Annotated in this window: 25 protein-coding genes; 12 read left to right on the forward strand and 13 right to left on the reverse strand. The window is 43.7% G+C overall.

Features of this window, described 5'->3' with window-relative positions:
* The first annotated feature begins 244 nt into the window (after positions 1 to 244).
* From ACFS25_RS16865 to ACFS25_RS16885, 5 genes are all read left to right on the forward strand, one after another.
* A complete protein-coding gene (locus ACFS25_RS16865; RefSeq protein ID WP_381503411.1) occupies positions 245 to 637 on the forward strand; it encodes an Imm50 family immunity protein in 393 nt (130 codons plus the stop codon).
* A 29-nt stretch (positions 638 to 666) separates the two neighbouring features.
* A complete protein-coding gene (locus ACFS25_RS16870; RefSeq protein ID WP_381503413.1) occupies positions 667 to 1,050 on the forward strand; it encodes a hypothetical protein in 384 nt (127 codons plus the stop codon).
* Positions 1,051 to 1,087: 37 nt separating this feature from the next.
* Positions 1,088 to 1,423, forward strand: coding sequence for a hypothetical protein (locus ACFS25_RS16875; RefSeq protein WP_381503415.1), 336 nt, complete (start codon positions 1,088 to 1,090; stop codon positions 1,421 to 1,423).
* A gap of 54 nt (positions 1,424 to 1,477) precedes the next feature.
* A complete protein-coding gene (locus ACFS25_RS16880) occupies positions 1,478 to 1,684 on the forward strand; it encodes a hypothetical protein (RefSeq protein WP_381503417.1) in 207 nt (68 codons plus the stop codon).
* 291 nt (positions 1,685 to 1,975) lie between these two features.
* Positions 1,976 to 2,335 (forward strand): hypothetical protein, encoded by a 360-nt coding sequence (locus ACFS25_RS16885; RefSeq protein ID WP_381503419.1) that lies wholly within the window; start codon positions 1,976 to 1,978, stop codon positions 2,333 to 2,335.
* 234 nt (positions 2,336 to 2,569) lie between these two features.
* Here the strand turns inward: ACFS25_RS16885 and ACFS25_RS16890 are convergent, their stop codons facing one another.
* On the reverse strand, positions 2,570 to 2,926 hold the full coding sequence (locus ACFS25_RS16890) for a hypothetical protein (RefSeq protein ID WP_381503421.1): 357 nt from the start codon (positions 2,924 to 2,926) through the stop codon (positions 2,570 to 2,572).
* A 734-nt stretch (positions 2,927 to 3,660) separates the two neighbouring features.
* On the opposite strand from ACFS25_RS16890, the gene ACFS25_RS16895 reads away from it, so the two are divergent.
* The 3 genes from ACFS25_RS16895 to ACFS25_RS16905 all read left to right on the forward strand — a co-directional run bounded on the left by ACFS25_RS16895 (position 3,661) and on the right by ACFS25_RS16905 (position 4,731).
* Positions 3,661 to 3,837, forward strand: a complete 177-nt coding sequence (locus ACFS25_RS16895; protein WP_381503423.1) for a helix-turn-helix domain-containing protein — start codon at positions 3,661 to 3,663, stop codon at positions 3,835 to 3,837.
* A 24-nt stretch (positions 3,838 to 3,861) separates the two neighbouring features.
* Complete coding sequence (locus ACFS25_RS16900; RefSeq protein WP_381503425.1) at positions 3,862 to 4,134, forward strand: helix-turn-helix domain-containing protein; 273 nt, start codon at positions 3,862 to 3,864, stop codon at positions 4,132 to 4,134.
* 276 nt (positions 4,135 to 4,410) lie between these two features.
* On the forward strand, positions 4,411 to 4,731 hold the full coding sequence (locus ACFS25_RS16905) for a hypothetical protein (protein ID WP_381503427.1): 321 nt from the start codon (positions 4,411 to 4,413) through the stop codon (positions 4,729 to 4,731).
* Positions 4,732 to 5,420: 689 nt separating this feature from the next.
* On the opposite strand, the gene ACFS25_RS16910 is transcribed toward ACFS25_RS16905, so the two are convergent.
* From ACFS25_RS16910 to ACFS25_RS16920, 3 genes are all read right to left on the reverse strand, one after another.
* Complete coding sequence (locus tag ACFS25_RS16910) at positions 5,421 to 6,047, reverse strand: restriction endonuclease (protein WP_381503429.1); 627 nt, start codon at positions 6,045 to 6,047, stop codon at positions 5,421 to 5,423.
* A 982-nt stretch (positions 6,048 to 7,029) separates the two neighbouring features.
* Complete coding sequence (locus ACFS25_RS16915) at positions 7,030 to 8,925, reverse strand: PD-(D/E)XK nuclease domain-containing protein (protein WP_381503431.1); 1,896 nt, start codon at positions 8,923 to 8,925, stop codon at positions 7,030 to 7,032.
* Positions 8,915 to 9,703 carry a hypothetical protein gene (locus ACFS25_RS16920; RefSeq protein ID WP_381503433.1) on the reverse strand — a complete coding sequence of 263 codons (789 nt, stop codon included), beginning with the start codon at positions 9,701 to 9,703 and terminating at the stop codon, positions 8,915 to 8,917. Before ACFS25_RS16920 ends, ACFS25_RS16915 begins: the two co-directional genes overlap by 11 nt.
* A 383-nt stretch (positions 9,704 to 10,086) precedes the next feature.
* On the opposite strand from ACFS25_RS16920, the gene ACFS25_RS16925 reads away from it, so the two are divergent.
* From ACFS25_RS16925 to ACFS25_RS16935, 3 genes are all read left to right on the forward strand, one after another.
* On the forward strand, positions 10,087 to 10,701 hold the full coding sequence (locus ACFS25_RS16925; protein WP_381503435.1) for a DUF6088 family protein: 615 nt from the start codon (positions 10,087 to 10,089) through the stop codon (positions 10,699 to 10,701).
* Positions 10,694 to 11,710, forward strand: a complete 1,017-nt coding sequence (locus ACFS25_RS16930; protein ID WP_381503437.1) for a nucleotidyl transferase AbiEii/AbiGii toxin family protein — start codon at positions 10,694 to 10,696, stop codon at positions 11,708 to 11,710. Before ACFS25_RS16925 ends, ACFS25_RS16930 begins: the two co-directional genes overlap by 8 nt.
* 317 nt (positions 11,711 to 12,027) lie before the next feature.
* Entirely contained in the window at positions 12,028 to 13,311 is a 1,284-nt protein-coding gene (locus ACFS25_RS16935) for a WG repeat-containing protein (protein WP_381503439.1), read from the forward strand.
* 199 nt (positions 13,312 to 13,510) lie between these two features.
* Here ACFS25_RS16935 and ACFS25_RS16940 read toward each other — a convergent pair whose 3' ends face one another.
* The 3 genes from ACFS25_RS16940 to ACFS25_RS16950 form a co-directional block, all read right to left on the reverse strand.
* On the reverse strand, positions 13,511 to 13,966 hold the full coding sequence (locus ACFS25_RS16940) for a transposase (protein ID WP_381503441.1): 456 nt from the start codon (positions 13,964 to 13,966) through the stop codon (positions 13,511 to 13,513).
* A gap of 130 nt (positions 13,967 to 14,096) precedes the next feature.
* Complete coding sequence (locus tag ACFS25_RS16945) at positions 14,097 to 15,128, reverse strand: transposase (RefSeq protein ID WP_381503443.1); 1,032 nt, start codon at positions 15,126 to 15,128, stop codon at positions 14,097 to 14,099.
* Between the two features lie 288 nt (positions 15,129 to 15,416).
* Positions 15,417 to 15,842: a response regulator gene (locus tag ACFS25_RS16950; protein ID WP_381503444.1), complete on the reverse strand. Its 426-nt coding sequence runs from the start codon at positions 15,840 to 15,842 to the stop codon at positions 15,417 to 15,419.
* Between the two features lie 173 nt (positions 15,843 to 16,015).
* On the opposite strand from ACFS25_RS16950, the gene ACFS25_RS16955 reads away from it, so the two are divergent.
* Complete coding sequence (locus ACFS25_RS16955) at positions 16,016 to 17,536, forward strand: ATP-binding protein (protein ID WP_381503446.1); 1,521 nt, start codon at positions 16,016 to 16,018, stop codon at positions 17,534 to 17,536.
* Between the two features lie 17 nt (positions 17,537 to 17,553).
* Here the strand turns inward: ACFS25_RS16955 and ACFS25_RS16960 are convergent, their stop codons facing one another.
* From ACFS25_RS16960 to ACFS25_RS16985, 6 genes are all read right to left on the reverse strand, one after another.
* Positions 17,554 to 17,700, reverse strand: coding sequence for a helix-turn-helix transcriptional regulator (locus ACFS25_RS16960; protein WP_381503448.1), 147 nt, complete (start codon positions 17,698 to 17,700; stop codon positions 17,554 to 17,556).
* Between the two features lie 192 nt (positions 17,701 to 17,892).
* Complete coding sequence (locus ACFS25_RS16965) at positions 17,893 to 18,207, reverse strand: type II toxin-antitoxin system RelE/ParE family toxin (RefSeq protein WP_381503450.1); 315 nt, start codon at positions 18,205 to 18,207, stop codon at positions 17,893 to 17,895.
* A gap of 484 nt (positions 18,208 to 18,691) precedes the next feature.
* A complete protein-coding gene (locus tag ACFS25_RS16970; protein ID WP_381503452.1) occupies positions 18,692 to 19,966 on the reverse strand; it encodes a serine hydrolase domain-containing protein in 1,275 nt (424 codons plus the stop codon).
* Positions 19,967 to 20,088: 122 nt separating this feature from the next.
* A complete protein-coding gene (locus ACFS25_RS16975; protein ID WP_381503454.1) occupies positions 20,089 to 20,931 on the reverse strand; it encodes a helix-turn-helix domain-containing protein in 843 nt (280 codons plus the stop codon).
* 498 nt (positions 20,932 to 21,429) lie between these two features.
* Complete coding sequence (locus tag ACFS25_RS16980) at positions 21,430 to 22,290, reverse strand: IS3 family transposase (RefSeq protein WP_381503456.1); 861 nt, start codon at positions 22,288 to 22,290, stop codon at positions 21,430 to 21,432.
* A 115-nt stretch (positions 22,291 to 22,405) separates the two neighbouring features.
* Positions 22,406 to 22,552 (reverse strand): hypothetical protein, encoded by a 147-nt coding sequence (locus tag ACFS25_RS16985; protein WP_381503458.1) that lies wholly within the window; start codon positions 22,550 to 22,552, stop codon positions 22,406 to 22,408.
* Positions 22,553 to 23,012 lie beyond the last annotated feature (460 nt).

A 23,012-nucleotide genomic window follows, 5' to 3' on the forward strand; every position in this document is an offset into this window, starting at 1 on the left:
ATAAACCCACTCACCTTCATAACTTTACACGGTTAGTGTCAAGCTATTTCAGTGTAATACATCAAGTTTCATAAGAGTTGTGGATGTTGCAAAAGCTGGAAGGGGATTAAAATGCCTATTTTTTCAGCCGATTCTGCGCCATTCATTAGCTGAAAATTCATTTAAATGGAGTCCCATTAAGCGGCTATCGACTTTTGCAACAGCCACATTGATTATATAACAGGAAAGAATAGTAATAAGCTGTATGTGGTATGAGGTTGCAATGAACCCAAAGGCGGTTTCCAGCATCTTTACAGGTGATGAGCCGTGTTTAGAAAAGATAGAAGTATCCAAAATCATAATGAGCTATGATGGGCCTAGCTTCACTATCATTTTTGATGTTAAGAATTATCCCATGAATCCGCCTGAGAAATGGAAGCAATATAGCTACAATCAAGCTCAAATAGCCTTACAGTTATGGGATGTCAAGGACGTTAAAATAGAAGGTTGGTCTACGATCAATATTGCCGATATAAGTTTTCTTCAGCTTGAGCCACAAAAGTTTCTTTTTAAACTAATAGGATCTGGTTGTGCAATGACTATGCAGTTTCAAAGGATGCAGGTTGAGGTTACAGGATACATGAATAAAACGCATTAGCTAGCATAAAATGGTTTATACAACAATCAATGAGTGATATTAATAACCAAGAAAACAGGACAAGGAACCAGCTTTATACCCAACTCGTAGGCGAACAACTTAGTGAAGTGGCTTTCGTTCAAGACTATTTAGAACTCCATTTTGATGGTCCTAAATTGACTTGTTATGTTTCCCCTATGTTGCAAGTGAGAGCAGAAACAGTAAGACATTTTGACGATAGATATCGAAACTTACTCTGTGGGTATATTGCTCAAGTAGTGTACGCTATTGATTACGTTGAAAGCCAGCATCTAACAATAATCTTTGCTAACGGGGATAGCATTAGGTTGAATCTTGACCCTAGCAACCCTGAAATAGTAGCCGAAATAGGCATCTTCTGGGATGCTGATGGAGGAATGTGGATATTTGATTAAGGGAGCTAATTGACATATCGCCACTTATACAACCGCTTTGAGGATAGATGCTAAGACGATCTATATAGCTAGTAGTACCTACCTGCCTAAAGTTGAATGGGAGAAACAAAACGGAAACGAATGGATCTATGTAGGCGTTGACCAAGACTTTGATGAGGGCAAAATCACTCAATCGGTATACGCAACATTTGATACAGATGACGTTTATGTAGTTACGGATAGACATAATTCTCACCGTGCATCCCTAGCAGATGCCATCAAATCAGTAAAAGAAGGGCTGGAAAAAGAGGGCTATCTATTGTGGAATTTGTCCTTTGATCGAGTAGTCGAGTTTGGCCGTATTGGCGTACTAAGGAAGGGCAAAAGAGGTTAGAGGTTTACATAATTGAACTTGTACAAAAAGAATTGAACTCAAAATTAGGCACCTATGAATACACCTTTTTTTATGACATTGACAATCATAAAAGCCGTGATTGTCATCATCGGGATTGCGTTTATATTAATAAACATTGTAAAAGCAGCTACTGGTAGAAATTCAACTGGTTACAGCAAAGCCTTTAAGATTTTCTTATCCGTCTTTGGTGTAGTTATGCTTCTTACAATACTGGAATTTACCCTCGCATATTTTAAATAGAAATTGAATGCGACTAAGAAACAACTAAACGGTTTGCTATGCTACTAGACAGGGATATTCATATAACATAATGGCACTTACACAACAGAATAAAATGTCACGGAGCATCCATATTACAAAGAAAAATTTCAAAGGGTTAACCAAAAAAGAGCTTGACGAGCAAGCTCTTGACTCAGATTCTGAGTTAAGACAATGGGCGAGGAAATCAATATTAAAAGTAGAGGAAAAAGGAAAACGGAAGTCTCTGAAAAAATAATGAGCTAGCAAATTGCACTTATACAACAAGCAGATATGCAGTCAGAGTCACTCGAATTATGGAAGAAAAATCTTCACGAAGCCATAAGAAACATTGCTGACTTAAATAGTCAGAGAATTATATGGCTTGGTAGATCTCTAGATTATGAGTCTTCCTTCGACGAGTATATGATGAGCCTTTTCGATGACTTTGATATTGAACGGTTCATCTCGAAAGAAAGCTGGCCAAATATGAAGCTTCCAGAGAGCTTACGACTGGAAATAGAACAACTTATAATGGAGTTTAACAGCTACCGAGTTAAGGCAACAGATAAAGAAATATTAGAAGATCCGGAGTGGCATAAGATCACAAATCAAGCAAGAGAAGTCATTCAAAATTGGGACAAGAATCGATAGCACTTTTAGTACTTAACTGTGATCGCTTTTCTAATTAGACTAGCTTGATATTTATTTCAGACTCTGAACATAAAGACAGTGGCTGTTGCAAAACTAAATGGATCATCCATTGAGCCAAGTAATAACTAATAGTTTGGACAAGTTTGAGCTAAAAAACTGAAGCCAAACGTCTCATTATTTGGCAAGTTCCGACTTTTGCAACCGCCACGACACTTATATAACAATTTTGAGCCACTAATAGTCGGTGCCCCAAACAATACTCACCTCAGGTTTAAGAGTGAGAAGAAAGTTTAATAATGGAGAGTCAGAGTTGAAAATCACTTTGAGGTGCTCTCCACTCGGATCTTTTAAGATCTTGATGGCTTCAATATTATGTAGGCTTAAAGTAATTTTTGGTTTTTGATTACGAATCAAGGTTAAGTCCAGATCTCCATAGGAAGGCGAAAACGTACAGTATAACAGCTCATCAATGTATTCCTTCTTAAAAGTGATTGCATTATAAAGCCAAGGTGCATCTGTGTCTAGTAGACTGGGTTCCACTTCAAAGAAGCTTAGCAATTCATAGTCTTCAGGAAAATCTTTAGCTAACATTCTATTTTATACATTTCTATGGATTCGATTCGAAACTATTTTATCTCAAACTAATTTTATTCTCTTAACATAAAATTAGTTTTACAACAGATCTAGGAATAATTTAAATTGAATGACTATAAAAAATTGCACTTGATTAAGTTGATTCTGAATTATTACAAATTACAATAAGAAGAATTGTCTTACCCATTAGCTTTTTTTTTAGTAAGTGTATTGCTTTTGATGCTTAAGATAATGCAACGATATTCTTTGATTTCATTCATCATTTTGGTGCCCTTAATTTCTCCTCTTGTATATCTATTGAGTAGTAGAAATGCACCGAGTGTCATCCCAAACGCAGGAATTGCCTATTTTTTTATACTTGTTTTAGGACCTCTCTTAATCATCTATGGTTTTGTAACTTATCAATTTGAAGAACAAAGTTTATTATCTTGGATTGCATTTGTCATTGGTGGACTTTGGACAGGGTACGTTTATATTGGGGGCACTTGGAGCTACCTTTTTGGATGATAAGAAGACTACCAAAACATGAATATTAAAACACTAATTAAATGGAAGAGGGGACAAAAAGACGGAATCTCCCTTTTCTATTCTCATAATGGCAAGAAAATAGACACTTCATATTATTCTAGGGGAGAAAGAGTACCGGTTCTAGAAAAATAATAACCCATAAATTATTTCCGAAGTATTATTGGTCAGTGAGTAGGCTTGTAAAGATTCGTTCTTTGGTAGAAATGGCAACCTACAAACCATCTGACTACGAACTACTGCGTCGACGCTGTGCTCAATTGAAAGATACTGGCTGGAAACAAACCCAGATTGCTACGGCTTTGGGCCTGACGGAGGGCTGGGTAAGTCGAACCCTCAAAAAATATCAGCAAGATGGCCAGGCTGGTTTAGCTTGGCGTTAGCCTAAGGGGCCCGATTGCCGCTTGATGGATGAGCAGTTGACTCAATTGGTTGAGGAATTGAACAAAGGGGCTGAGTATCACGGTTTTCCTGGTCATATCTGGACCCGACCCCGCGTCAATGAAGTCATCAAACGGCTTTTTGGGGTCAGTTATGATCCCTCTCAAGTAGGGCGTTTACTGAAGAAAGTAGGCTGGACCCGGCAAAAACCGCAGCCCAACGCACGGCAACAAGACCCACAACGGGTCAAGCAATGGCGAGAAGAACGCTTGCCCGAGCTCAAAAAAAGCTCAAACTGAGCAACGGGTAATTTTGTACGTGGATGAATCGGCCGCAACGGCGGACCGTTTGCTATTTGTTGCCTATGTTGGGACTGACTTGGGCACCAAAAGGACAAACACCCGTACTGCTAGAACAAGCAGGGCGCGACCATCTCAGCGGCCCGCCGCAGCGGCCTGATTGCGGCCATTGCGCCCACTGGTCGAATTTATGTCGGGGGGCAGGATCATTCCTTTAGCGGGGAAGATATAGTCTGGTTTTTAAGCAAGCTGTGTAGCCGTTACCGCAAGCGAGATTTGCTCATCATTTGGCCGGGTCGCCGGTGCGAATGGCGCTTCGATTCACAGCGGAGAAGCGGTGAAAGCATTCCTAAAAGAGCGACCTGGACGGATTCACCTGGAGCGTTTGCCCGCTTACAGCCGCGCCACGGTGGCCCGGAACTAAATCCGACCGAGTTAGTCTGGAATCAGCTCAAACAGGGTCTAAAAAACCAAGTTTTCCTTTCGCTGACGGACTTGACAGCTACTGTTTTGGAACAGATTCGTCTTTTGGAGAAAGATCGGAAGTTAGTCCAGCTATTTTTCCACAAAAAGGAGATTGCCTTCTTTACAAACTAATTCACGCATCAATAAGAGAAATAAAAAATAAAGGGCTTATTACTATTCATCCAGTTTTACAACTTAGCCTTGAAAAATTGTACGCGTGGGCTGGAGATGAAAGTGGAATTAGGCATAAAATAAAAGATGATAGGCAAAATATTGATATTGATGACGCTAAGTTTATTTTAGTCACTTGTTCTAGTTTTGTGAATTATCTTATATCGAAAGCAATAAAGTCTAATATAGATTTAGATTAAAATTGACGTAAAGGAGTAGGTTATATTCTCCTAAACTCATCGTGGGTCTGAGTAATTTGTAACGTTTGTGAAGACTGTGCGGTGAGGTGTCGGAAATTCACGGCGTGGCCTCCTTCGGTCGGTCTCCGTTATCTTACCATAAAGCAAAAGTAAAATCTAGAACTTTTTATCACTCATTTGAGACACGGTTAAAGTATCAATTTGTGTTATTCCTTCTGTAACAGATAAATACGAACCAGTATAATTAAAATTATTTATATTATTTATTTTATTATTAATATTAGGATTAAGAAGAGTATTAGTTTTTACTGATAATTGTAAGGGGGTTATTTCACCAGTAATATGATTTTCAATTTGAGAATATCCAGCAGGGTCTATGAAAAAAAAGTAATAGTTAACTTCAAATAAAAATTCTAATTCAATATTAACTCTGATCCATACATCATCTACCTATGTGGTAATAAAATCTAAAATTAATATAGGCTGTTTACTTACATCAATATTATTATGTTTCAAAACTTTATTTATATAGCTCATTAAGCTTTCAGAGGTTCTACCATTATCAATACTTACTCTTTTAAAGTTTTTTTTATGACGAGTTAGACTAAAAGAATCTATTGGCTTAGGTAGATAATCTTCCATATATGATATATCCATATTAATCTCCGTACTCTTATTCTTTTTATATAATACAGAAATTTGGATTTTTACTTTCCATTTGGGGTGATTAATATCTTGAATAGTAAAAAGATCAATATTCTTTTTTTGGGCATAGATATGTATTGTTTTAGCAAAACCTCCGGCACATATTAAAAAGCCTCTAGTTGCACCTAAATCATCAACTACAGAAGCAAATTCTCCCACTATTATAATGTCTGCTGCACGAGTTTTGTCTTTACATTGAACTAGATATAGAATTTCGATACCTTTAATTTTTCCTCTTATTGTAACATCAATTTGACGTGAAATACCGCTAATTTTTCCAACAATTTTTTCATCAAGAGTTACTTGAAAATCTGGAAAAAACATTTTCATTTTGTCGTATACAAATTTCTCATACTCCTTACCTGGGGCCATATTAATGAATTAGTTAGTTATATTATTGTTAAGTCTTCGGCTTTAACTCCGTATTAGGTCGTGAGCTTTTAGGCTGGCTACTGCTTTGCTCTGGCGCTATATGAACAAGAATTTGTGCAACAAGTAAAGCTCGTCTCTGCGGCTCTGCATTAGTCCAGCACTCATTTAAATCATTAAACCTCTCCCAAAGATGATTCAATGTTCCGATGGTATAACCGTCGCCTAATTCCTCAATTAAAACCTATGTTGTCCGCTCTTCTTCATCATCATTATGTTGCCAGATGCGTCAATTCTTTATGTGTTGCCAGTCCTCACGGTTCCTGATCGTCTGCGCAGCTCTGGCGGCTAGACGACCCGAATTTAACACGACTATTGGGTATAATTAAAAAATAGTACAAAAACCGTCACGGGTTGCCTTCATGGTTTTTGTACGGGTAAAAGAGCCTACAAGTAGTTCTCAGGCAATTGAGTGCCAATTTCACAGTCTCAATAAGTCAGTAGGGAAGCCTTTGTGAGACACGGTCCGCCGTTACGGTTGATTTTTGAGATGGCGATCGCTTCGGCGACCCGGTTGAAACAGTTTTTAAGGCTATTTCACCGCTCAAACACGCTCAGGAGTAATCTCAGTTAAACGTCCGTTTGTTTGAGACTCGAATTTTCGAGTCGTGACGGTTTATGTACCTTTTTTTAAATGTACCCTATTTAGCATTCGGCTATCAAACATTATCTCTAATTAATGAACTAGACGGATCGTTCGCGGCCTGATATGACTATATAATTTCTCCGTAGCAATGTTCGTAACTGCGATGTCACACCTTTGATCATATTGTCGTTCAGTTCCTGCTACTCAGTCGAGGGTAGTATTGTCTTTTAGACTTAATCCGGTGATGTGTTAGCCGGGGAATTATAGAGCTCACTCGCCAAAGCCGTTCTACCTTTCAGGTTATTACACTTCTTGAATTATTATTAGTCCGAAAATCTGTTACCGTACTACACATATTGTGGAGTTGCTACGCTTTTCAAAGTCGCGTTTAAAGCCAGTATCGTCCTTAATCCGCCGTTCGGGATCATAGATTACAAATAGCTTGTAAGTTCCCGGCGGATACTTCATTATATCGGCCGCAAGTTGATCCGTCACTTTACTTGGGGGAGTACTCCTACGGATATATTTAGCTTCAATAAACAAATCAGAATCGGCATTCGTAGAAGAATGGTCAGGCACGACAGTTGAGAAAGAGAAGCGAACAGTCGGATATTCACGTTCGTAGGCTGCCCCGTCACGTTTTAATAAAGCTTGGATTTGATCATTAAGAGCATTTTCGTGATTGACTTTCGTACTGGCTAATGCAATAGGAATAGTACTCGTTAACATCTGCGCTATATCATCCGCTAAACACTGCGCCCGATCACGTTGAAAACGACGATCATTCACCACTTCATAAATTGAGTTAGGTAGGGGTGGGCCGTAAATCGAATAGTGCGTGTCTACCATTCTCCGATATGCGCGTTGCACGGCTGCTGAATGCCGCTGATACAACTCATGCAATTTTGTCACTTCTTCCTCTTCTTTACAGCTTGGTATGTAAGCTGTAAGATCAGCAAGGGGGTCAAGATACGATTCACAGAATTCACCGAAATGTGTGGTTGCAAATGAATGAGCATGGCGCATGTAATCAACCACTTGAGTTCGGGCATCATTGCATGGGAAAGCTTCTGTTGCCAAATCGAAATCATAAATGGCATCATGTTTATCTAATTGACTGGCATACATAGCAAACCGCCGATCAACACATTGAGAGCAATAACCGCAATGAGAGGCAGTCGTTCGGTTTTTGAAACCAAGGAATGTTTTCGTACAGGTAACTGTAGCCGTTATTAGTCCTTGTTGATTATACTGTTTTAACGAAGCAACAACTTCAGTCTTCGTCCAGTAGAGGAATGGGTGTAAAATTTTGAACGGTCTTGAAGCTACGGATGAAAATACTTCCTGAAGTAAGCCAAGTGTTTTTGGGTGCGTAGTTCGACTGGCTCGACCATTGATTACATCTTGGCGCTTACTCAGGTTTATCGATGTAATGCCGTTCTCGAATATATTTAATTCATTCTGTCCGTAAGCCTGCGCTAGGGCATATCCAACGGCGGTATAAAGGAAAAACCGTGTTCGTTGGGTCTCCTCGCTAGCACGGACATTAGTCAATGTGCATTCAAGTGGGTGATAAAATAAACGGCTTGGATAGGCTTGTTTAAGGGCATCATATACTCTTTTCTGCACGCGGGTTGTGGCTGAATTAGATCTGTGGCTAGTAATTATTACCTTATCAGACGTTTTTTCTAAAAGTGAAACTACCCCAGCCAATGAATCTAATCCTCCTGAAAATAAAGCTACTGGACATGTAACTGCTGTATTCATCGGCTCCGAGGCAATTTCGTCATTATGAAATAGGCTCGTTAATGGGTCTAATCCGATTCGTTTTGTAAAATGAAACTGATATGATTTATCACCCGTAATAAATATCAATGCGTCTTCCAGCTGCTTAGTTATATCAGCTTGTTGCCAAAAGAATAAGTCACGGACAGGTATGCAAAATACGAGTTCCCGTGCCCAACTCGTGAATTCAACTTGATCAGTTGTCCCACGCTTTATTTGCCTGTCAGCTGCGTAAATAAAGGCTGCTATTTCGATCAAATCCCGAGTTCGATTCGGCATTTTTGATTGTAAATGGGAAGCGAAACTATGAATCTTGACGCTCATGTTCCGATTGGCCAGACCTTCACGGTTGATAAGTCTTAAAACACGATGATTCGGCGTCGTACCAGTCAGGGAGTCTGGTAGCGCTACGTTGTCGCAGAGAATAATATGTCGTGTATCAGTCTTCAAGATCAAGATTATACACGAGGTTCCTCTTAAGTTTCTTCAATGCGTAGCCTACAAAACCTTGAATTTCAGTAGCTTTTGGAAATTGTTTGACAGCATTGTTATTATACCACCCAGCGGCAAATTGCTGGGTTACCTTAGTTGTTTCAAATGCATTTCGAGATATATCATCTAAGTGAGAGTCGAGACGTTTATTAAAATCGCTGCGATCAAAAAGGTTGTTGAATGAAGCAGAAGCCTCCCGCTCAAGAAAGTATTTTAGATATCGACCCAGGAAATTAGAGAAGTAAATCCTCGATATCTCACTGAAACTACCTGCGTCAGCTGCCCGTCGCCACGGCTCAAAGGGATCGGCATCACCACCAAAAAATAGAGTTGTTTGCTGTTGTTCCTTTTTTGTCCAGGTACTGACAGTATCTATTAGTGCCTGAGATGATATCGTAGCATATTCCGTATTTTCGCTATTAGCCAGGTTGAATTGTTTTATCGACCTAGCTAATTCCAATAAGGAAAATGAGGAAGATAACGTAATGCCGTTCTGCTGTAAAAAAGCATGTGGATCACGCTGTTTCGACGCATGTAACAGGATAAGCAAATAGGAGAATGAAGCCAAAACTCCTTTATCCTGATTCATGCGTTCTATCTGCTGGGCTACGTTCTTAGTAGTATTGGTAGCAATTAAAGCCACGTTATTATTCTGTGGCGAGAATTCGGTTAATTGAGCCACGATGTTGCGCCATTGCTTCGTACTTGGAAGATGGCTTATACGCTCGTGTCCCATTAGGCTGAAGAGTAATCGTTTAATTAAAGTTTTTGTCTTTTGACAAGTGCAAAATGTATTTTTTATTGGTAATCATTCACATATAACTCAACAAAGTTTTTATTCGGTGGTACTTTTAAGTTGTATCATTTACATATAATAGCTTTAATCAACCCAATGACAAGTACAAGGAATCCTATATAGGCATTGTAAAACACGGCATAAAAGTCATATAGGCCCATCCTACCCTATATGCGGAATAGATCTAATGACTATGATTACTTGTTAGTTGTGGTTGGTAGAAGTGGATTACGACATTAAAAAGCAGATACATATAAGCATAACGTGATTCTGACCCTGTCGCAAATTATTGCTATATTTGCGACAGGACGTATATAGCAATAATGCCAGTAAGTACTGAAAGTCAAGTGATTGGAAAAGTATCACGTTCCGCAAGGGGCACAATATTCTTTGCAGATAACTTTTTAAATATTGCCAATGCCAAAACGGTTGCCAAATCACTTGAGCGACTAGTGCAGTCTGGCAAGTTATCCCGCGTGGCGACGGGCATGTATGTTCGGCCGGTTGATGATGAGATAATAGGGACCATAGTACCCAGCATTGAAGAGATTGCGGCCGCTATTTCCAAACGCGACAAATCACGGACAGTACCAACCGGTAGCTATGCGCTTTATAAATTAGGCCTTACTACACAGGTACCGTTAAATGTTGTCTACTATACTGATGCTTCACCCCGCAAGATAAAAGTAGGACAGCAGACCATTACGTTCAAAAAAGCCAGTGCCCGAAATCTCGCTGCTGTTGGCGATATCAGTAAACTAGCGATTCAAGCCTTGCGTACTATTGGCAAAGACAATGTAACGGATGAAGAACTACGCATTATCCGAGAGCGATTGAAAGACGAAAAGCCTTACCACCTGCAACACGATCTGAAAGTGGCTCCTGAATGGATAAGACAGTTGTTGCGGCCATTCAACCAACCAAACAATAATGATTGATAACGCAAGTTTGCAGACATGGTTGCAGTTATCCAATGCAACTCGGTTGGCTATTTTTACCCAAACAGGCCAACGAATGGGGTTGCCCGCCATCGCTGTCGAAAAGGACTGGTGGGTGGTGCAAACACTAGCACTTGTTTTTTCAATGGAATGCGCTTCTGCACTCATCTTCAAAGGCGGTACGTCATTGAGTAAAGGATGGGGGCTAATTCAACGCTTTTCGGAGGACATTGATTTAGCAATCGATCGGGCTTACTTAGGTTTTTCGGGTGAGTTAGATAGGCAGAAGCTCAAAAAGCTACGTAAAGCCTCCTATACCTTTATGACGGGGACATTCATTGATGAACTCACGGCTAAATTTAAGGGCGCTGGTTTTGCAGATGTAACTGTAGGCTATCGTAATACTGGCCAGTCAGATCAAGATCCAATTATTATAGAGATTTATTATCCCAAGCTGACCGAACAGGACACTTACATAAGGCCTGGTGTGCTGGTAGAAGTCGGTTGTCGTTCGCTGACAGAACCTACTACTAGTCGGACATTTGCCACCTTAGTGGCTGAACAGTTTGGTGGCCGTCCGTTTGCTGATGTACCAATTACGATACCGGTTGTTAATCCCGAACGAACATTTCTAGAGAAAATCTTTCTGTTGCACGAGGAGTTTCAAAAAGCACCAGAAAAAGTACGGGTTGACCGATTAAGCCGACATCTTTATGATATTGAAAAACTAAACCAATCACCCTTTGCTGATATAGCATTAAAGGATGACGAACTATATCAGACTATAGTTGACCACCGCAGGCGATTTACGGCCCTAGCCGAGGTAAATTACGACAACCATACACCGGACAAACTGGCATTTGTTCCGCCTAGCCACTTATTATCAGACTGGGAAGCTGACTATAGACAAATGCAGGAAAATATGATTTATGGTGAAACGTTGCCTTTTGCGGAGCTTATTAAACGTTTATCAATATTACAAACTCGTATCAACGAAATAACCTGGTAGCCGGATAGCAGCCTATAACCTTAAAACTAATTGAATTGAGTAAGACACTAGAGTGCCTCTAGCTGGGTGATTGGAAGCAATTATTAGTGATGAAGCGATTAGAAGAGAGGGCGTATAAGTAATACATCAAGTCTACATTTTCCCGCTTAGCTGTGTGGAATAGACAAAGACAATACATCTAGGAAGAATAGTCCGTCTCATGTTGATCAACGTGTATGTTCCAACAGTCCTTCAGAAGTGCCTGCTGTAATCTTAAAAGGCAGAAATTGCTACTGTTTTTAGCCACTTTTCGAAACCTGGCGCTACTTTTCCTACTCTTGCCATCGGCCAGGCTTTTTGCCCAGATCAAGCTAGCGCCAAATGAGGCCTGGCTAAACCAATACGATGAATGCCAAGACTATGGTGAGGTCTATGTGGTCAAAAAGATTACGAAGGCGTGCCGTGCCTACCAAACCTTCCTTACGGATAAAAACGGACACCAATTAACCCCAGCCTACCGTGACATTGGAGACTTCGAAGAAGGGCTAGCGGAGTTTGTTCCTATGCAACTTAGCGGGCAAGGGCATGGTCTGCACGGATTTATCGATAAACAGGGGAAGGTCATTATCGAGCCTAACTACATCGCCACCGACCGATTCCGCCAGGGCAAAACCTGGGTCATTTACACCGCCGGCTCGCACTATGGGCTCTCTTATATTGATAAGACTGGAAAAGAGCTGTACAAAATTCCTATTCAGCACTATTCAAAAGATTACCTGATCAAAAACGCGAAGGTCGATTATACCTGTAACCACGACACTCAGGAAGATGTGCTGTGGTGGAGAGGAGCTGACTTTTTTATTCTCAACTTCAACTTTACTCCCTTCGTCACTGAGCAGATCCAGCGATCCAAACACGTTACGGCTTTTAAATACCAAGGGAAATTTGGCATCATCGCCCCTGACTTGGTGCTGAAAGTTCCGGTGGCGCTCGATGCCGTTGATGTCGATTACACCTATTCAGGTCAAGGTATGCAACGAGTACAATATGGGAATAAGTACGGGTACGTGAGTTCCCTTACGGGTGAACTGATCGTTCCTTTCAATTATACCGATACGCGCAAGCCAACCAACGGCCTATTTTGGGTCAAGAAGAATGGTAAATGGGGTTGTATTGACAAAACTGGCCAGCTACGCATCCCCCATTTGTACGATGAAGCGACCGGCTTTACCGCTGAAGATAGGTCAGCCGTGGCCATTCAGGGTAAGTTCGGCCATATTGATAAGTCGGGCAAGGTGCGCACGCCATTGACCTATGATTTTGCCTCGTATTATCAGCATGGCCTCTCGATGGTTCGCATGAAGGACAAATACGGCTTTATCGATACGACCAACCGGTTGATTATCCCCCTCATCTACGACGAAGCGTTCCCCTTTGACCAGGTAACGACGATCGTTGAGCGCTACTGGATTCGGTATGAGCTTTCCCTGAATGGCAGGAAGAAATTCATGGGTTTCTCCTACAAGCTGGATGCAGTATTGATTATCCTCGGTCTACTGCTCTTTATCTGGCTCAGCAGTTTATTTCAACGGATGATCAGCAAGTTTAGGCCGGTGCGGTAAAAGTGGCAGATTATTGATTGTGAAATAGCTTAGGCAATTCCGTGTCAAGAACCTTAATTGAAAGCTCGTTTAATAAATGTGAAACTCCTCTGAAGTATCATTTAGCAAACGTTCGTGGCTGTTGCACAACTCTGCTTCCCACATCGTTTTTTCAACATCTGACTTGGCAACTAAGACTTCCTACCATTGTCTGCAATTCTTAGTTGAGAAAAAGCACGCCAAAGCCCAGAAACGTGTCTTGAGAAGACAATGACCATTCTGCCTTTAAGGCTATGGCCTGGCCCAGAGTAGACTTGGTGGTGAACTTCATATACTTCTTCAAGTTGAAGGCAATAGCCGCCATCAGCATCACTTTGTGAGCCCCAGCTTTACCCCGTACATTGATCTTTCGCAACCCATAGTAATCTACCAGACTACCCAAGACCGGCTCCACCGTTCGTTGGCGAAGCCGTTTCATGCGTTTGCCCCGCCGACTTTGCTGGCGCTCCAGAGCTCGACGGTAGAAGGGATCATAGGCCGTTCGGATAATTTGTCGGTATTGGTTCTTGGGTACACAGGTGGCTTTGAGCGGACACTGTTGGCAGGCTTGGTAATCCGCCCGATAGATCTTCAACAACCCGGTTTCGGCGTAGCTGGCAAAGGTCTTGAAAGGCAATCGCTTGTCGGCTGAACAAGTAAAGTAATCCCCCTCAGAATCATAAGAAAAGCCTTCGATTTGAGGCTTATAGTGGCCGAAGACGGGTATCCAGCCCGTGATATTCCATCCTTCCAGTAAGGCGTAGTTACTACCGTTTGAGTAACCGCACCGGCGGCCCGGCCGTGTCAGCCAATACCTCTTCTAAACATAGCTCATTGGCGGCCAACCGCTGCTGAAGCTTGAGGGCAATATCCGGCAAGTATTGGCTGTCCCGGCCATCAGCAAAATCGGCCTGCACATGACTAATGACGCCTTCGGCCGTATCGACCGCCAAGCTACAATGGTAGTTGAGTTTGCGGGCTTTGCCGGGCTTGACCGAGATACGAGCATCGGGATCGGTAGGGCTATAGTGCGTCTTATTACTCAGCAATTGAGCTTTTTTGTTGCTGGCTCCTAGATTAGCCGGTGCACTCTTTAATTTTTGCTGGTGCTTTTTCAACTGTCTTAACTGATGATCGGACGCAGTAATGACCGACCCAGGGTGACGATTGCTGGGTTTAGGTATCGTGGCTACTATCCCATTCTGATCCTCAACTGACTGGACCAATTTAGGACCGGGCAAATTGGGTTGTTTTTCTAATAGGGTTTCCATCGAGGCATTGGCTTTGACAGGCGCTGAGTCAATAGATACTCGGCAACCAGCCACCATATTATTGGCCACACACAAGCTAAATACTTTGTTGAACACGGCCTCAAAAAGAGCTTCTGGATACAGTTGTCGGGTGCGGCTCAGGGTGGAGTGCCAGGGTAACGGCTCATCGACGTTATAGCCCAAGAAATACAGCATATCCATGCGCATGGAGCAATGCTCGATCAGCTTCCTATCGGAAGTTATATTCTCCAGGCAACCGATGAGCATAAACTTAAAAAAGATTACCGGGTCGATCGAGGGATTGCCTGTTGAGCCATAGAGTTGTTTAGTAGCCTCATAAATGAAGCTCAAGTCGAGCCTTTCCTTCAGCCGACGGTAGAACCAGGCCGCTGGAGCGGTTGTGCTTAGGAATGCGGCTGGAAAGTTGAAAATAAGTGATAGGCTGTTCGTTATAGTCTTTTCTGCCTTGCATAGCTCAAGATACAGAAAAGACCGCTTTGCTCGATAGTAGAGTTGTGCAACGGCCACGCTCGTTTATAGTTGAACAAGCACGACGTAAGAAGCCTTAAAGGGCCATTTCATTGCGGTGATTGAGAAGAAGTAAATTCAAGCGTAATTCCTGTAGAATTCCTAGTGTCGCTATCTCATTTGTTCGCCTTAGCCAGTCGGCTAAACTCATCAGCATCAAACCGACGCTAGAAATCCCCTCCCGTTGCCGGATGCGCAAATGCTGCCATTCGTGAGTACTGGTGGTAGCGTTGTGTCTCCGTTGTAATAGGTGTTAATGAAAAAGACCTTGTTTATCTTGATTCAGCATCATGGGTTTTTGGGAGTATGAACCGTTTTCAGCCAATAGGTATGCGTCAGTTGCAATAAGCCATTTAATTCAAGAAACGTATTGGGCTTACTCATAAATGCATTGGCTCCCAGCTCGTAGGCTTTCCGAACGGTTTGTTCATCGCGCGTACCGCTTAAAACAAGTACGGGAATGGATCGTAAAGTGGGGGAAGTACGAAGGGATTCGAGCACCTCATATCCATTGACACGGGGCATATCCAGATCCAATAGAATCAAGGTCGGTAGTTTGTCTTCGGGACTAGTAGAAAGCTCGGCTAATAGGGCTTCTCCATCCGAAAAAAATGTCACTTCACAATCCGAATAGGCCTTTAGCGCCGTCTCAATGAGAACTCTATCGTCGTCGTCATCGTCTACCGCGTAAATGCAGAAGGTAGCATTTTTCAAAAGAAGTAAATGAATATCAGCTTAATACAAGCTGTAGTAATACTACAAGCCATCAAGTGTTAATGTTTCGTAGGTACGAATGAAATAAGTTTAGGGTGAATAATGAGGTTAGTTCAGGTGGCTTTGTCAATCCTTCACCCAAACAATCCATCATTAATTTAGTTAGCGCCTGCATGGATGCAAATGAGTCGCCTGAGTTACTTCGGGCCGTATTACAGAATTCGCTTACCAATATCTATGCAGCCAACGCCATACGCCATTCCGATACCGGCCAAATAATTGACTTCCAGATGATACTGGTCAATCCAACCTTTCGGGAACGGAGTGGGTTTACCGGCGACCAATTACGAAGCGAAACCGTGTTGACCTTGTATCCCGAATTCGCCCAAACAACCCTGTTTGACCGCTATGTACAGGTGGTCGAAACCGGCCAGCCATTTCGGGGCGAGGAATATTACCCCAACCAAACCGGCTCTTCCTGGTACGATATATCGTTGAGTAAATTCAATGATGGCATCGTCGTCAACTTCATCGACATTACCACCCGCTACCAGACTCAACAGGAAATCCACCAGCAGGCGCAGCAACTTCAAGCCACCCTGGATGGCTCCATTAGTAGTATTTTGTCTATGACTGCCATTCGCAACGAGGATGGACAGATCATTGATTTCTGGATGGATAAAGCCAACCGGGCCGTTGAGCGCAGTTTATCCATGACGCCCGCCCAAATCGAAGGCCGTAGACTGCTGGATGTATTTCCGGGCAATGTAGAGAGCGGTTTTTTTGCTATTTACGCCCAAGTAGCGGAAACCGGTATCCCCCAGCAGACCACCCAGCATTACAAAGACGATCATGGCTTTGATGGTTGGTTTGAGGTTTCTGCCGTTCAGCAGTCTCCCGAAAAAGTGGTGATTACGTTTTTTAACATCACCGAAAGCAAACGATTAGAACGGCAACTTCGCGAGTCGAATGAGGGTTTAAACAAGTTCGCGGCAATCGCCTCGCACGATTTGCAAGAGCCCTTGCGCAAGATCAAATCGTTCAGCCGGTTATTGCTTGAGCAGTACGCTCAGGCGCTGGGTGAAGGAGCCCATCTGTTGACTCGGATGCAATCGGCTGCTGAACGGATGCAAATGCTTATTAAAGATTTGCTAGACTTCTCCCAGCTCACACACAGTGAGGCAACGGCCCATAGGTCACTCGATTTAACTATTTTAGTCAATGAGGTGCTAATTGACTTAGAAGTCACCGTGCAGGAAACTCGCGCTGAGATTGAGGTGGGCGAACTTTGCATCCTGATGGGGAACCCGTTTCAATTGCGGCAAGTATTTCAGAATTTACTGTCGAACGCGCTGAAATTCACCAAGCCCTGCGAGCCACCGCGCATTAGCGTAACCTGTGCGAAAAAGAAGCGTGCTGAACTACCTGACGACCTTCGGTTGCTCACCAAACCCCTTGAATCCTATTGTCAGATTACGGTGGCCGACCAGGGCATCGGCTTCAATGAAGCTTACCGGGACAAGATTTTTGACGCCTTCCAACGCTTGCATGGTCGTAGCAGCCCCTATACGGGTACGGGCATTGGCTTGGCGATTGTTCGCAAGGTCATGGAGAACCATAACGGGGGAGTTACGGCTTTTAGTCGCTCCGGGGAAGGTACGAGCTTCATCCTCTATTTCCCCGATGCACCATAACTTATCTACTATGCGGGTTATAAGCCAGCATTTGGCGAAGGCCAAAAATGCCGTACCGTGTAGGCCTTTTCCTTTTTCTCTGCTTGGCGCAAATCGTAATTCTGTTGAAGATTCAGCCACAATTGCGGGGTCGTATTGAAAGCTTCCGCCAACCGCAACGCCATGTCGGGCGTAATGCATGATGACCGTTTATTAACTGCGACAACGTTTTACGGGTAACGCCCAACCCCTTAGCGGCATCCGTGATCGAAAGCACCAGTGGCTCCAAATATAAGCCCTTCAATACCTGGCCAGGGTGGGGCGGGTTCTTCATCGGGCCTTTCATGCGGGTATCTCCAATGGCTGCTTCTCCTAGTCTAATGATAATCTAAATAAGCAACGCCGGTTACGCCTTCATCCTCGAATTTGAAGATGATCCGGTAATTGCCGGAAACCTTCACGGCCCAATAGTCTTTCAAATCATCGGACAATTTATGGAGTCCTGAGCCGGGAAAATCCATATCCGAAGGTGTCACCGCAGCATCGAGCAAACCTAGAATTAAACTGATTTTCCCTAATTGAGACGCGGGCAATTTGGATGCGTCGTCTTTTTCATGGAAAAGTCGTAAGGGTGGATTTGCCGTTTCGGTGCGATTCGTTTGCCTATCCCTCAACGAAGTGATTTCAGGCAAACGAATCGCACCGAAACGGCAAATCCACCCAGTATTGGAATGGTTTTATTCTTAGAACTTCTAAGATTGGAAGTAATTCACAGCTTTCTTCTTAAATAAGTACAATCGAATAACACTAAGGTTTCGTTCACGAAAACCCTTGGCCAAATGGACTTCTTCTGTAGCTCGGTGACACGGACCGTCTAATTCTTTTGTTGCTTAAAACCGTTCACGAAAAGGTTGACTTCTCTGCACGGTCTCTATGAATAGTACAGTATTTTGAAAAGAGAAGGGGAGGATATACTAATTTCCGCATTAGCGGTAAAATACTATTTTAGAGTAGATTTAGATTAGCTCGTCGTTAGCAACTTTGTTCAAAAGTTGATGAGCGCATGCAGGTGAACAAGACAAAACAACTACTTTTTTTGGCTTTCACCTAGAAACGCTCAGCCGGTAGTCAGTAGGTTATTCGTGGCTCGCCTAGGGTGGCTGTGTGGCCTTCTTCTCAGCTCATGCCTAAGCGTCTCCAACGACTAACGATAAATAGGGCCAGCATAATCACCAGACTGCCTATGGCAATTGTCGAGACCAGTCCATTCTGTAACATCGGAAAAAGAAACGTATCTACCTGTCCGGTTTTCCAAAATACCCACTCACTGGCCAATTTTGTGGCCACTACAGGATTCCCTGTTTCAAGAATAATAATTCCATCACCCGTTGCGGGATTCAATCGAGTGGATGTGTTTATGGGCGGGGTGCTTTTGCCATCATGACCGATGATAAAATCGTTACCAGCGGTTGGGGCAAAGAGAACCGTTCCCAGCCCCCAAATAGCGAACCCCATGGTTCGCACATGGGGCGTTCGCATCAATTTAATGGTCTCCGGCTTAACGACATTTCGCCCGATAGGTTCGTTATTTTTACCCGGCAGGTGTGCCTGGAAGAATAGTTCTAAATCAGCTAATGACGTATATAAAGAGGTGGCGGCTAAAGCGGTAAACCGATAATGCGTTGACTTTTTGCCATTGCTATGGTAGAATTCAGCTAATGAATCCGGTGAAGACTCATCCCAAACGTAGGTTGACTGCCTCATCGTCAAGGGCTCAAATACGGATTCTTTCATATACGAAGCGAAGGATTGACCACTAACCTCCTCGACTAGTAACTGAAGCAAGGTATAACCACCGCCAGAATACGTAAACGCACTACCCGGTTCAAGGCCTACAGATACGGCCCCATTAATCCCCTTATCGGCATCGGCGGCTTTGGTTAATGATTGTTCAAGTGACTGTACCGGTGTGCCCGGGTCAAATCCCGAATAACCAAGTCCATCGGTCAGTCCGGCCATATGGCTTAAAAGTCTTCGGACGGTCACTGCTTCATTATTGAATGGAGTGGGGGGTAATTGCCACCGGGTTAAATAGGTGCTCACGGGACGGTCCAGATCCAGTTTGCCCTCTTCGACCAACTTCATGATGCCAAAAGCGGAAATCCATTTACTCAATGAGGCCACTTGAAAAACAGTATGTCGATCCACGGGCTTTCCCGCCGAATAAAATTTTTCGTAGTCAACCACGCCATTCGATAAGGTGGCCATGGCAAAATTGCCAACGAATTGACGATCAATTTCCCGATCAATGGCTTCCATGAAGGATTGAGTTGTGTTTTGGTTGGCAATGGGCGTATGCAACCACCCGGTCAGGGTGGCTAAAAAGACGCCACCAGCCCATAAAAGCAGGATAAAAACTGTACCTAAACCAGAGCGTACTATTTTTTTCATGCGCTTGTTGACTAGCCGGGAAATGGCACCCAAATCGATTTTTTCTACCACCAATTTTTATAAAACGATCGTTATTGAGTTGGCAGGCCTGATGGCCACCGCCGGTAGGGTATTCGTTACTCCTACGTGAGCGGGATAGACTCCGACCGGGATAGATAGTCATACCCACGGTAGAGCACCAAGATCTCAACAACCACAGCTGGTATGATGATCACGTAGGTGATGAAAAATAGCACCACAGTTACCAACAGGCAGCCAACCACAATTTCCAGCAGGCCCGCTAGGCGCGCCAGTTCGCCCATACCATCCTGCAAGCGAATCAGGGCTATGCCAAAGGCAATACTTAAGGCGCCAAAGAGCACGGCCGCGACGGCGTACGGGCCCCATAAACGCTCCACGTCCGTCACCGATAAGGAGGTTACATCTAAAATGCCCAGGCCAGCCGTGGCCATAATGAGCAGATAGGCGACCACCTTGAGTAAGGTGTTTTCAAATACGGTACTCAAGGCGATAAATCCCCGCGCAAATAAGGTGTATGACAGCACCATAACGACCGTAAGGCTCATATAGATCGTGTTCATCCTAGATTCCCAGCCCTGATCGCTGGTGATCCGAGTGAGGTCCATGGCGCCCAGGATAATCTGCGACACCAGGTAAACAGCCCCGGCCAAGGCAGCGACCAATACGGTGTTTCGGTTGGCATTGGGTACCCTACTTTGGGGTGTTTCACTGACTTGGGTTGGTTTCGTTGTAAATGACTCGTAACTCTCACCAAGCGCTTCCAATAAAATTTTCACGGTTGACAGGCGGGGCAGCACCTCACTGGCTTCAATGCGCTGAATGGTGCGTACACTCACATGGCTTATTTCGACCAACTCTTCTTGCGTCAGGTTTCTTTCCTTCCGTAAAGCGGTCAGTCGTCTTCCCAATTCCGGTTGTTGCATGAGTCGTCTTGAAAGGCACAATGATAGGGGTTTACCGGGTAGAAGCGGAATCGAACCTACATTTTTTACCCGTCATTTACCCGTCATTTGACGGGAGTGGCCCGACAAGTCTATTTTTTACTTGTTCGATATAGCGCATGCCGGTACTGAAGCCAATCCCTGTCCATCTATATCGGCAAAATCGGCTTCAGCCACTTGATCAGCCATTCGCTAAGTGGGTCAGGTTTATGGAGGAAACTATTTCCGAAAATTCGGGCAGGCAGCGGAACGTAAGGCAAATTTGTTAGCGGAGTAGGTGCATGACCGATTGCCAGCCTACTTACCTAAACCAATGACAATTGGTGCGAAACCCGGCAGGGCTACCAGAACGGGACTAACTGGTGGAGAATACGTGCAGTAAGCGGATAGGCAAAACCGCCAGGCCGCCCCGCCGAATCCGTAAACCAGGTAAGGGCCAATTCAGGCGCGCCCTGTGTAGGTCAACCGTATGCTACTGATTGAGTTAGACAGTTATTAAAATCAGCGAAATACAGCCTCATATTGCACATTTCCGTACCTAACCTTTTTATAAGGGTACCACCGAAGCCTGGGTTTTCGCTTTCGCTGGTGCATTTGGTGGGGTGTTAAGTAGTTTATCGACGCATGGGGACGGACCGTATTGTAGGCATTAATGGCTTTTTCAATCGCTTCAGCAGCTGATGAAAAAGAAAGAAAACCACGGGCCAATTTACACTCTTCTTTCAACGTTCGTAGCACGCGTTCAGCCATCGCATTTTCGTTAGGATCACCCGATTCGGTCATGCTAATAGTGGCATTGACTTGCCGCAATCGCTGCACATACGCCCACGAGCAGTATTGTACACCCCGATCCGAATGATGAATCACTGGCTGACTGATGTCTTTACGCGCTAATAAGGCCATGTTTAAGGCTTCTAAAGCGCCTTTAGCCTGCATCGTCTGGTGTAGTGACCACCCCACAATCTTGCGCGAAAACGCATCCATAATCACATACAGATAAGCGTAGTTGGCCCCGACTGGAATATAAGTCAAGTCACTAACCCACAGTTCATTAGCTCGTATCGGTTTAACATCTTTAGCTTTATTAGGATACTTGTAATGAGGATGGTTCGATTCAGTCGTCGTTACCTTGTTAGCCTTCTTTTTAGCCAACATTCCGTTTTCCTTCAATAGCAAATGCAACCGATCCCGGCCTAGTTTAATGCGATGCCGGGTCAAAAAGCCACTGAGTTCGTGATGCAGTTTATGCGTACCCATACCGGGTATTTCACTCCGTAATCGTCTGACTTCCTGCAGGATAACATCCGTCTGAAAGCCTACCTTTTCTTGTTGCCTGGATGCCGCATACCAGGCTTGACGCACTCGGCCCGCACGGGCGGCCCCGAAACAGTTTACACAGTAACTCCATACCCACCAGAGGGTAGCGACGAGTTAGCTTTTCAACGGCTTGGCGCCAGGCTTTTTTATAATAGGGATGTTAAACCGCGCGGGCGGCCCCGTGCTCTTCAGCGATCTGGATGACCGTTTGATAGGCTTCAGCCTGCAAACGCAGGAACTGATTTTCTTTCTCCATGTCCGCTATCTTACGTTCAAGCGTTTTGACATACTCAGGGTCCCGTTTCATAAAGCGATGACGGTTTTTGGGGTGTAAAAGGGGAAGTAGGCGGTATCTGTAGTACCAGCGGTTAAGACGGCGGAGTTCCGTCCGAGAGATGCCCAGCTTTTCTTCCAGCTCGGAAGGCAGGACGCGTTCGGCCCGATACGCTACGACAAGCTTGCCTTTAAAAGCCTGTGATTTACGACCGCACGGGCGGCCCCGTTTTCTTATTGCGTAATAAGTGATCAAGATAGGTATTCATACTGGATTTTGACTACAATTTCCAGTAGCATACGACAGCTATATTAATGATTAGCTTTATAATACAAATGTTTAGCTCTTTAATTATATATTGTACATTTAGACACTTTCTACTATAAATGCTCACGTCAAAGTACTAACATTATGAAATTCATCTTTTTCGCTAGTATACTACTGTTATCAACTCTAGTGGTCAATAGTTGCAAGACAAAAGACGTTGTACCCC

The sequence above is a fragment of the Spirosoma flavum genome (genome assembly GCF_042686045.1).
In the GTDB taxonomy this organism is placed as follows: domain Bacteria; phylum Bacteroidota; class Bacteroidia; order Cytophagales; family Spirosomataceae; genus Spirosoma; species Spirosoma flavum.

Coding starts and splice junctions, on each gene's coding strand:
- ACFS25_RS16890 (WP_381503421.1), bottom strand. CDS start 2,926: ATGTTAGCTAAAGATTTTCCTGAAGACTATGAATTGCTAAGCTTCTTT.
- ACFS25_RS16970 (WP_381503452.1), bottom strand. CDS start 19,966: ATGAAAAAAATAGTACGCTCTGGTTTAGGTACAGTTTTTATCCTGCTT.
- ACFS25_RS16880 (WP_381503417.1), top strand. CDS start 1,478: ATGAATACACCTTTTTTTATGACATTGACAATCATAAAAGCCGTGATT.
- ACFS25_RS16955 (WP_381503446.1), top strand. CDS start 16,016: ATGGATGCAAATGAGTCGCCTGAGTTACTTCGGGCCGTATTACAGAAT.
- ACFS25_RS16865 (WP_381503411.1), top strand. CDS start 245: ATGTGGTATGAGGTTGCAATGAACCCAAAGGCGGTTTCCAGCATCTTT.
- ACFS25_RS16885 (WP_381503419.1), top strand. CDS start 1,976: ATGCAGTCAGAGTCACTCGAATTATGGAAGAAAAATCTTCACGAAGCC.
- ACFS25_RS16930 (WP_381503437.1), top strand. CDS start 10,694: ATGATTGATAACGCAAGTTTGCAGACATGGTTGCAGTTATCCAATGCA.
- ACFS25_RS16870 (WP_381503413.1), top strand. CDS start 667: ATGAGTGATATTAATAACCAAGAAAACAGGACAAGGAACCAGCTTTAT.
- ACFS25_RS16910 (WP_381503429.1), bottom strand. CDS start 6,047: ATGGCCCCAGGTAAGGAGTATGAGAAATTTGTATACGACAAAATGAAA.
- ACFS25_RS16985 (WP_381503458.1), bottom strand. CDS start 22,552: ATGAAACGGGACCCTGAGTATGTCAAAACGCTTGAACGTAAGATAGCG.
- ACFS25_RS16895 (WP_381503423.1), top strand. CDS start 3,661: ATGGCAACCTACAAACCATCTGACTACGAACTACTGCGTCGACGCTGT.
- ACFS25_RS16920 (WP_381503433.1), bottom strand. CDS start 9,703: ATGGGACACGAGCGTATAAGCCATCTTCCAAGTACGAAGCAATGGCGC.
- ACFS25_RS16960 (WP_381503448.1), bottom strand. CDS start 17,700: ATGGCGTTGCGGTTGGCGGAAGCTTTCAATACGACCCCGCAATTGTGG.
- ACFS25_RS16925 (WP_381503435.1), top strand. CDS start 10,087: ATGCCAGTAAGTACTGAAAGTCAAGTGATTGGAAAAGTATCACGTTCC.
- ACFS25_RS16900 (WP_381503425.1), top strand. CDS start 3,862: ATGGATGAGCAGTTGACTCAATTGGTTGAGGAATTGAACAAAGGGGCT.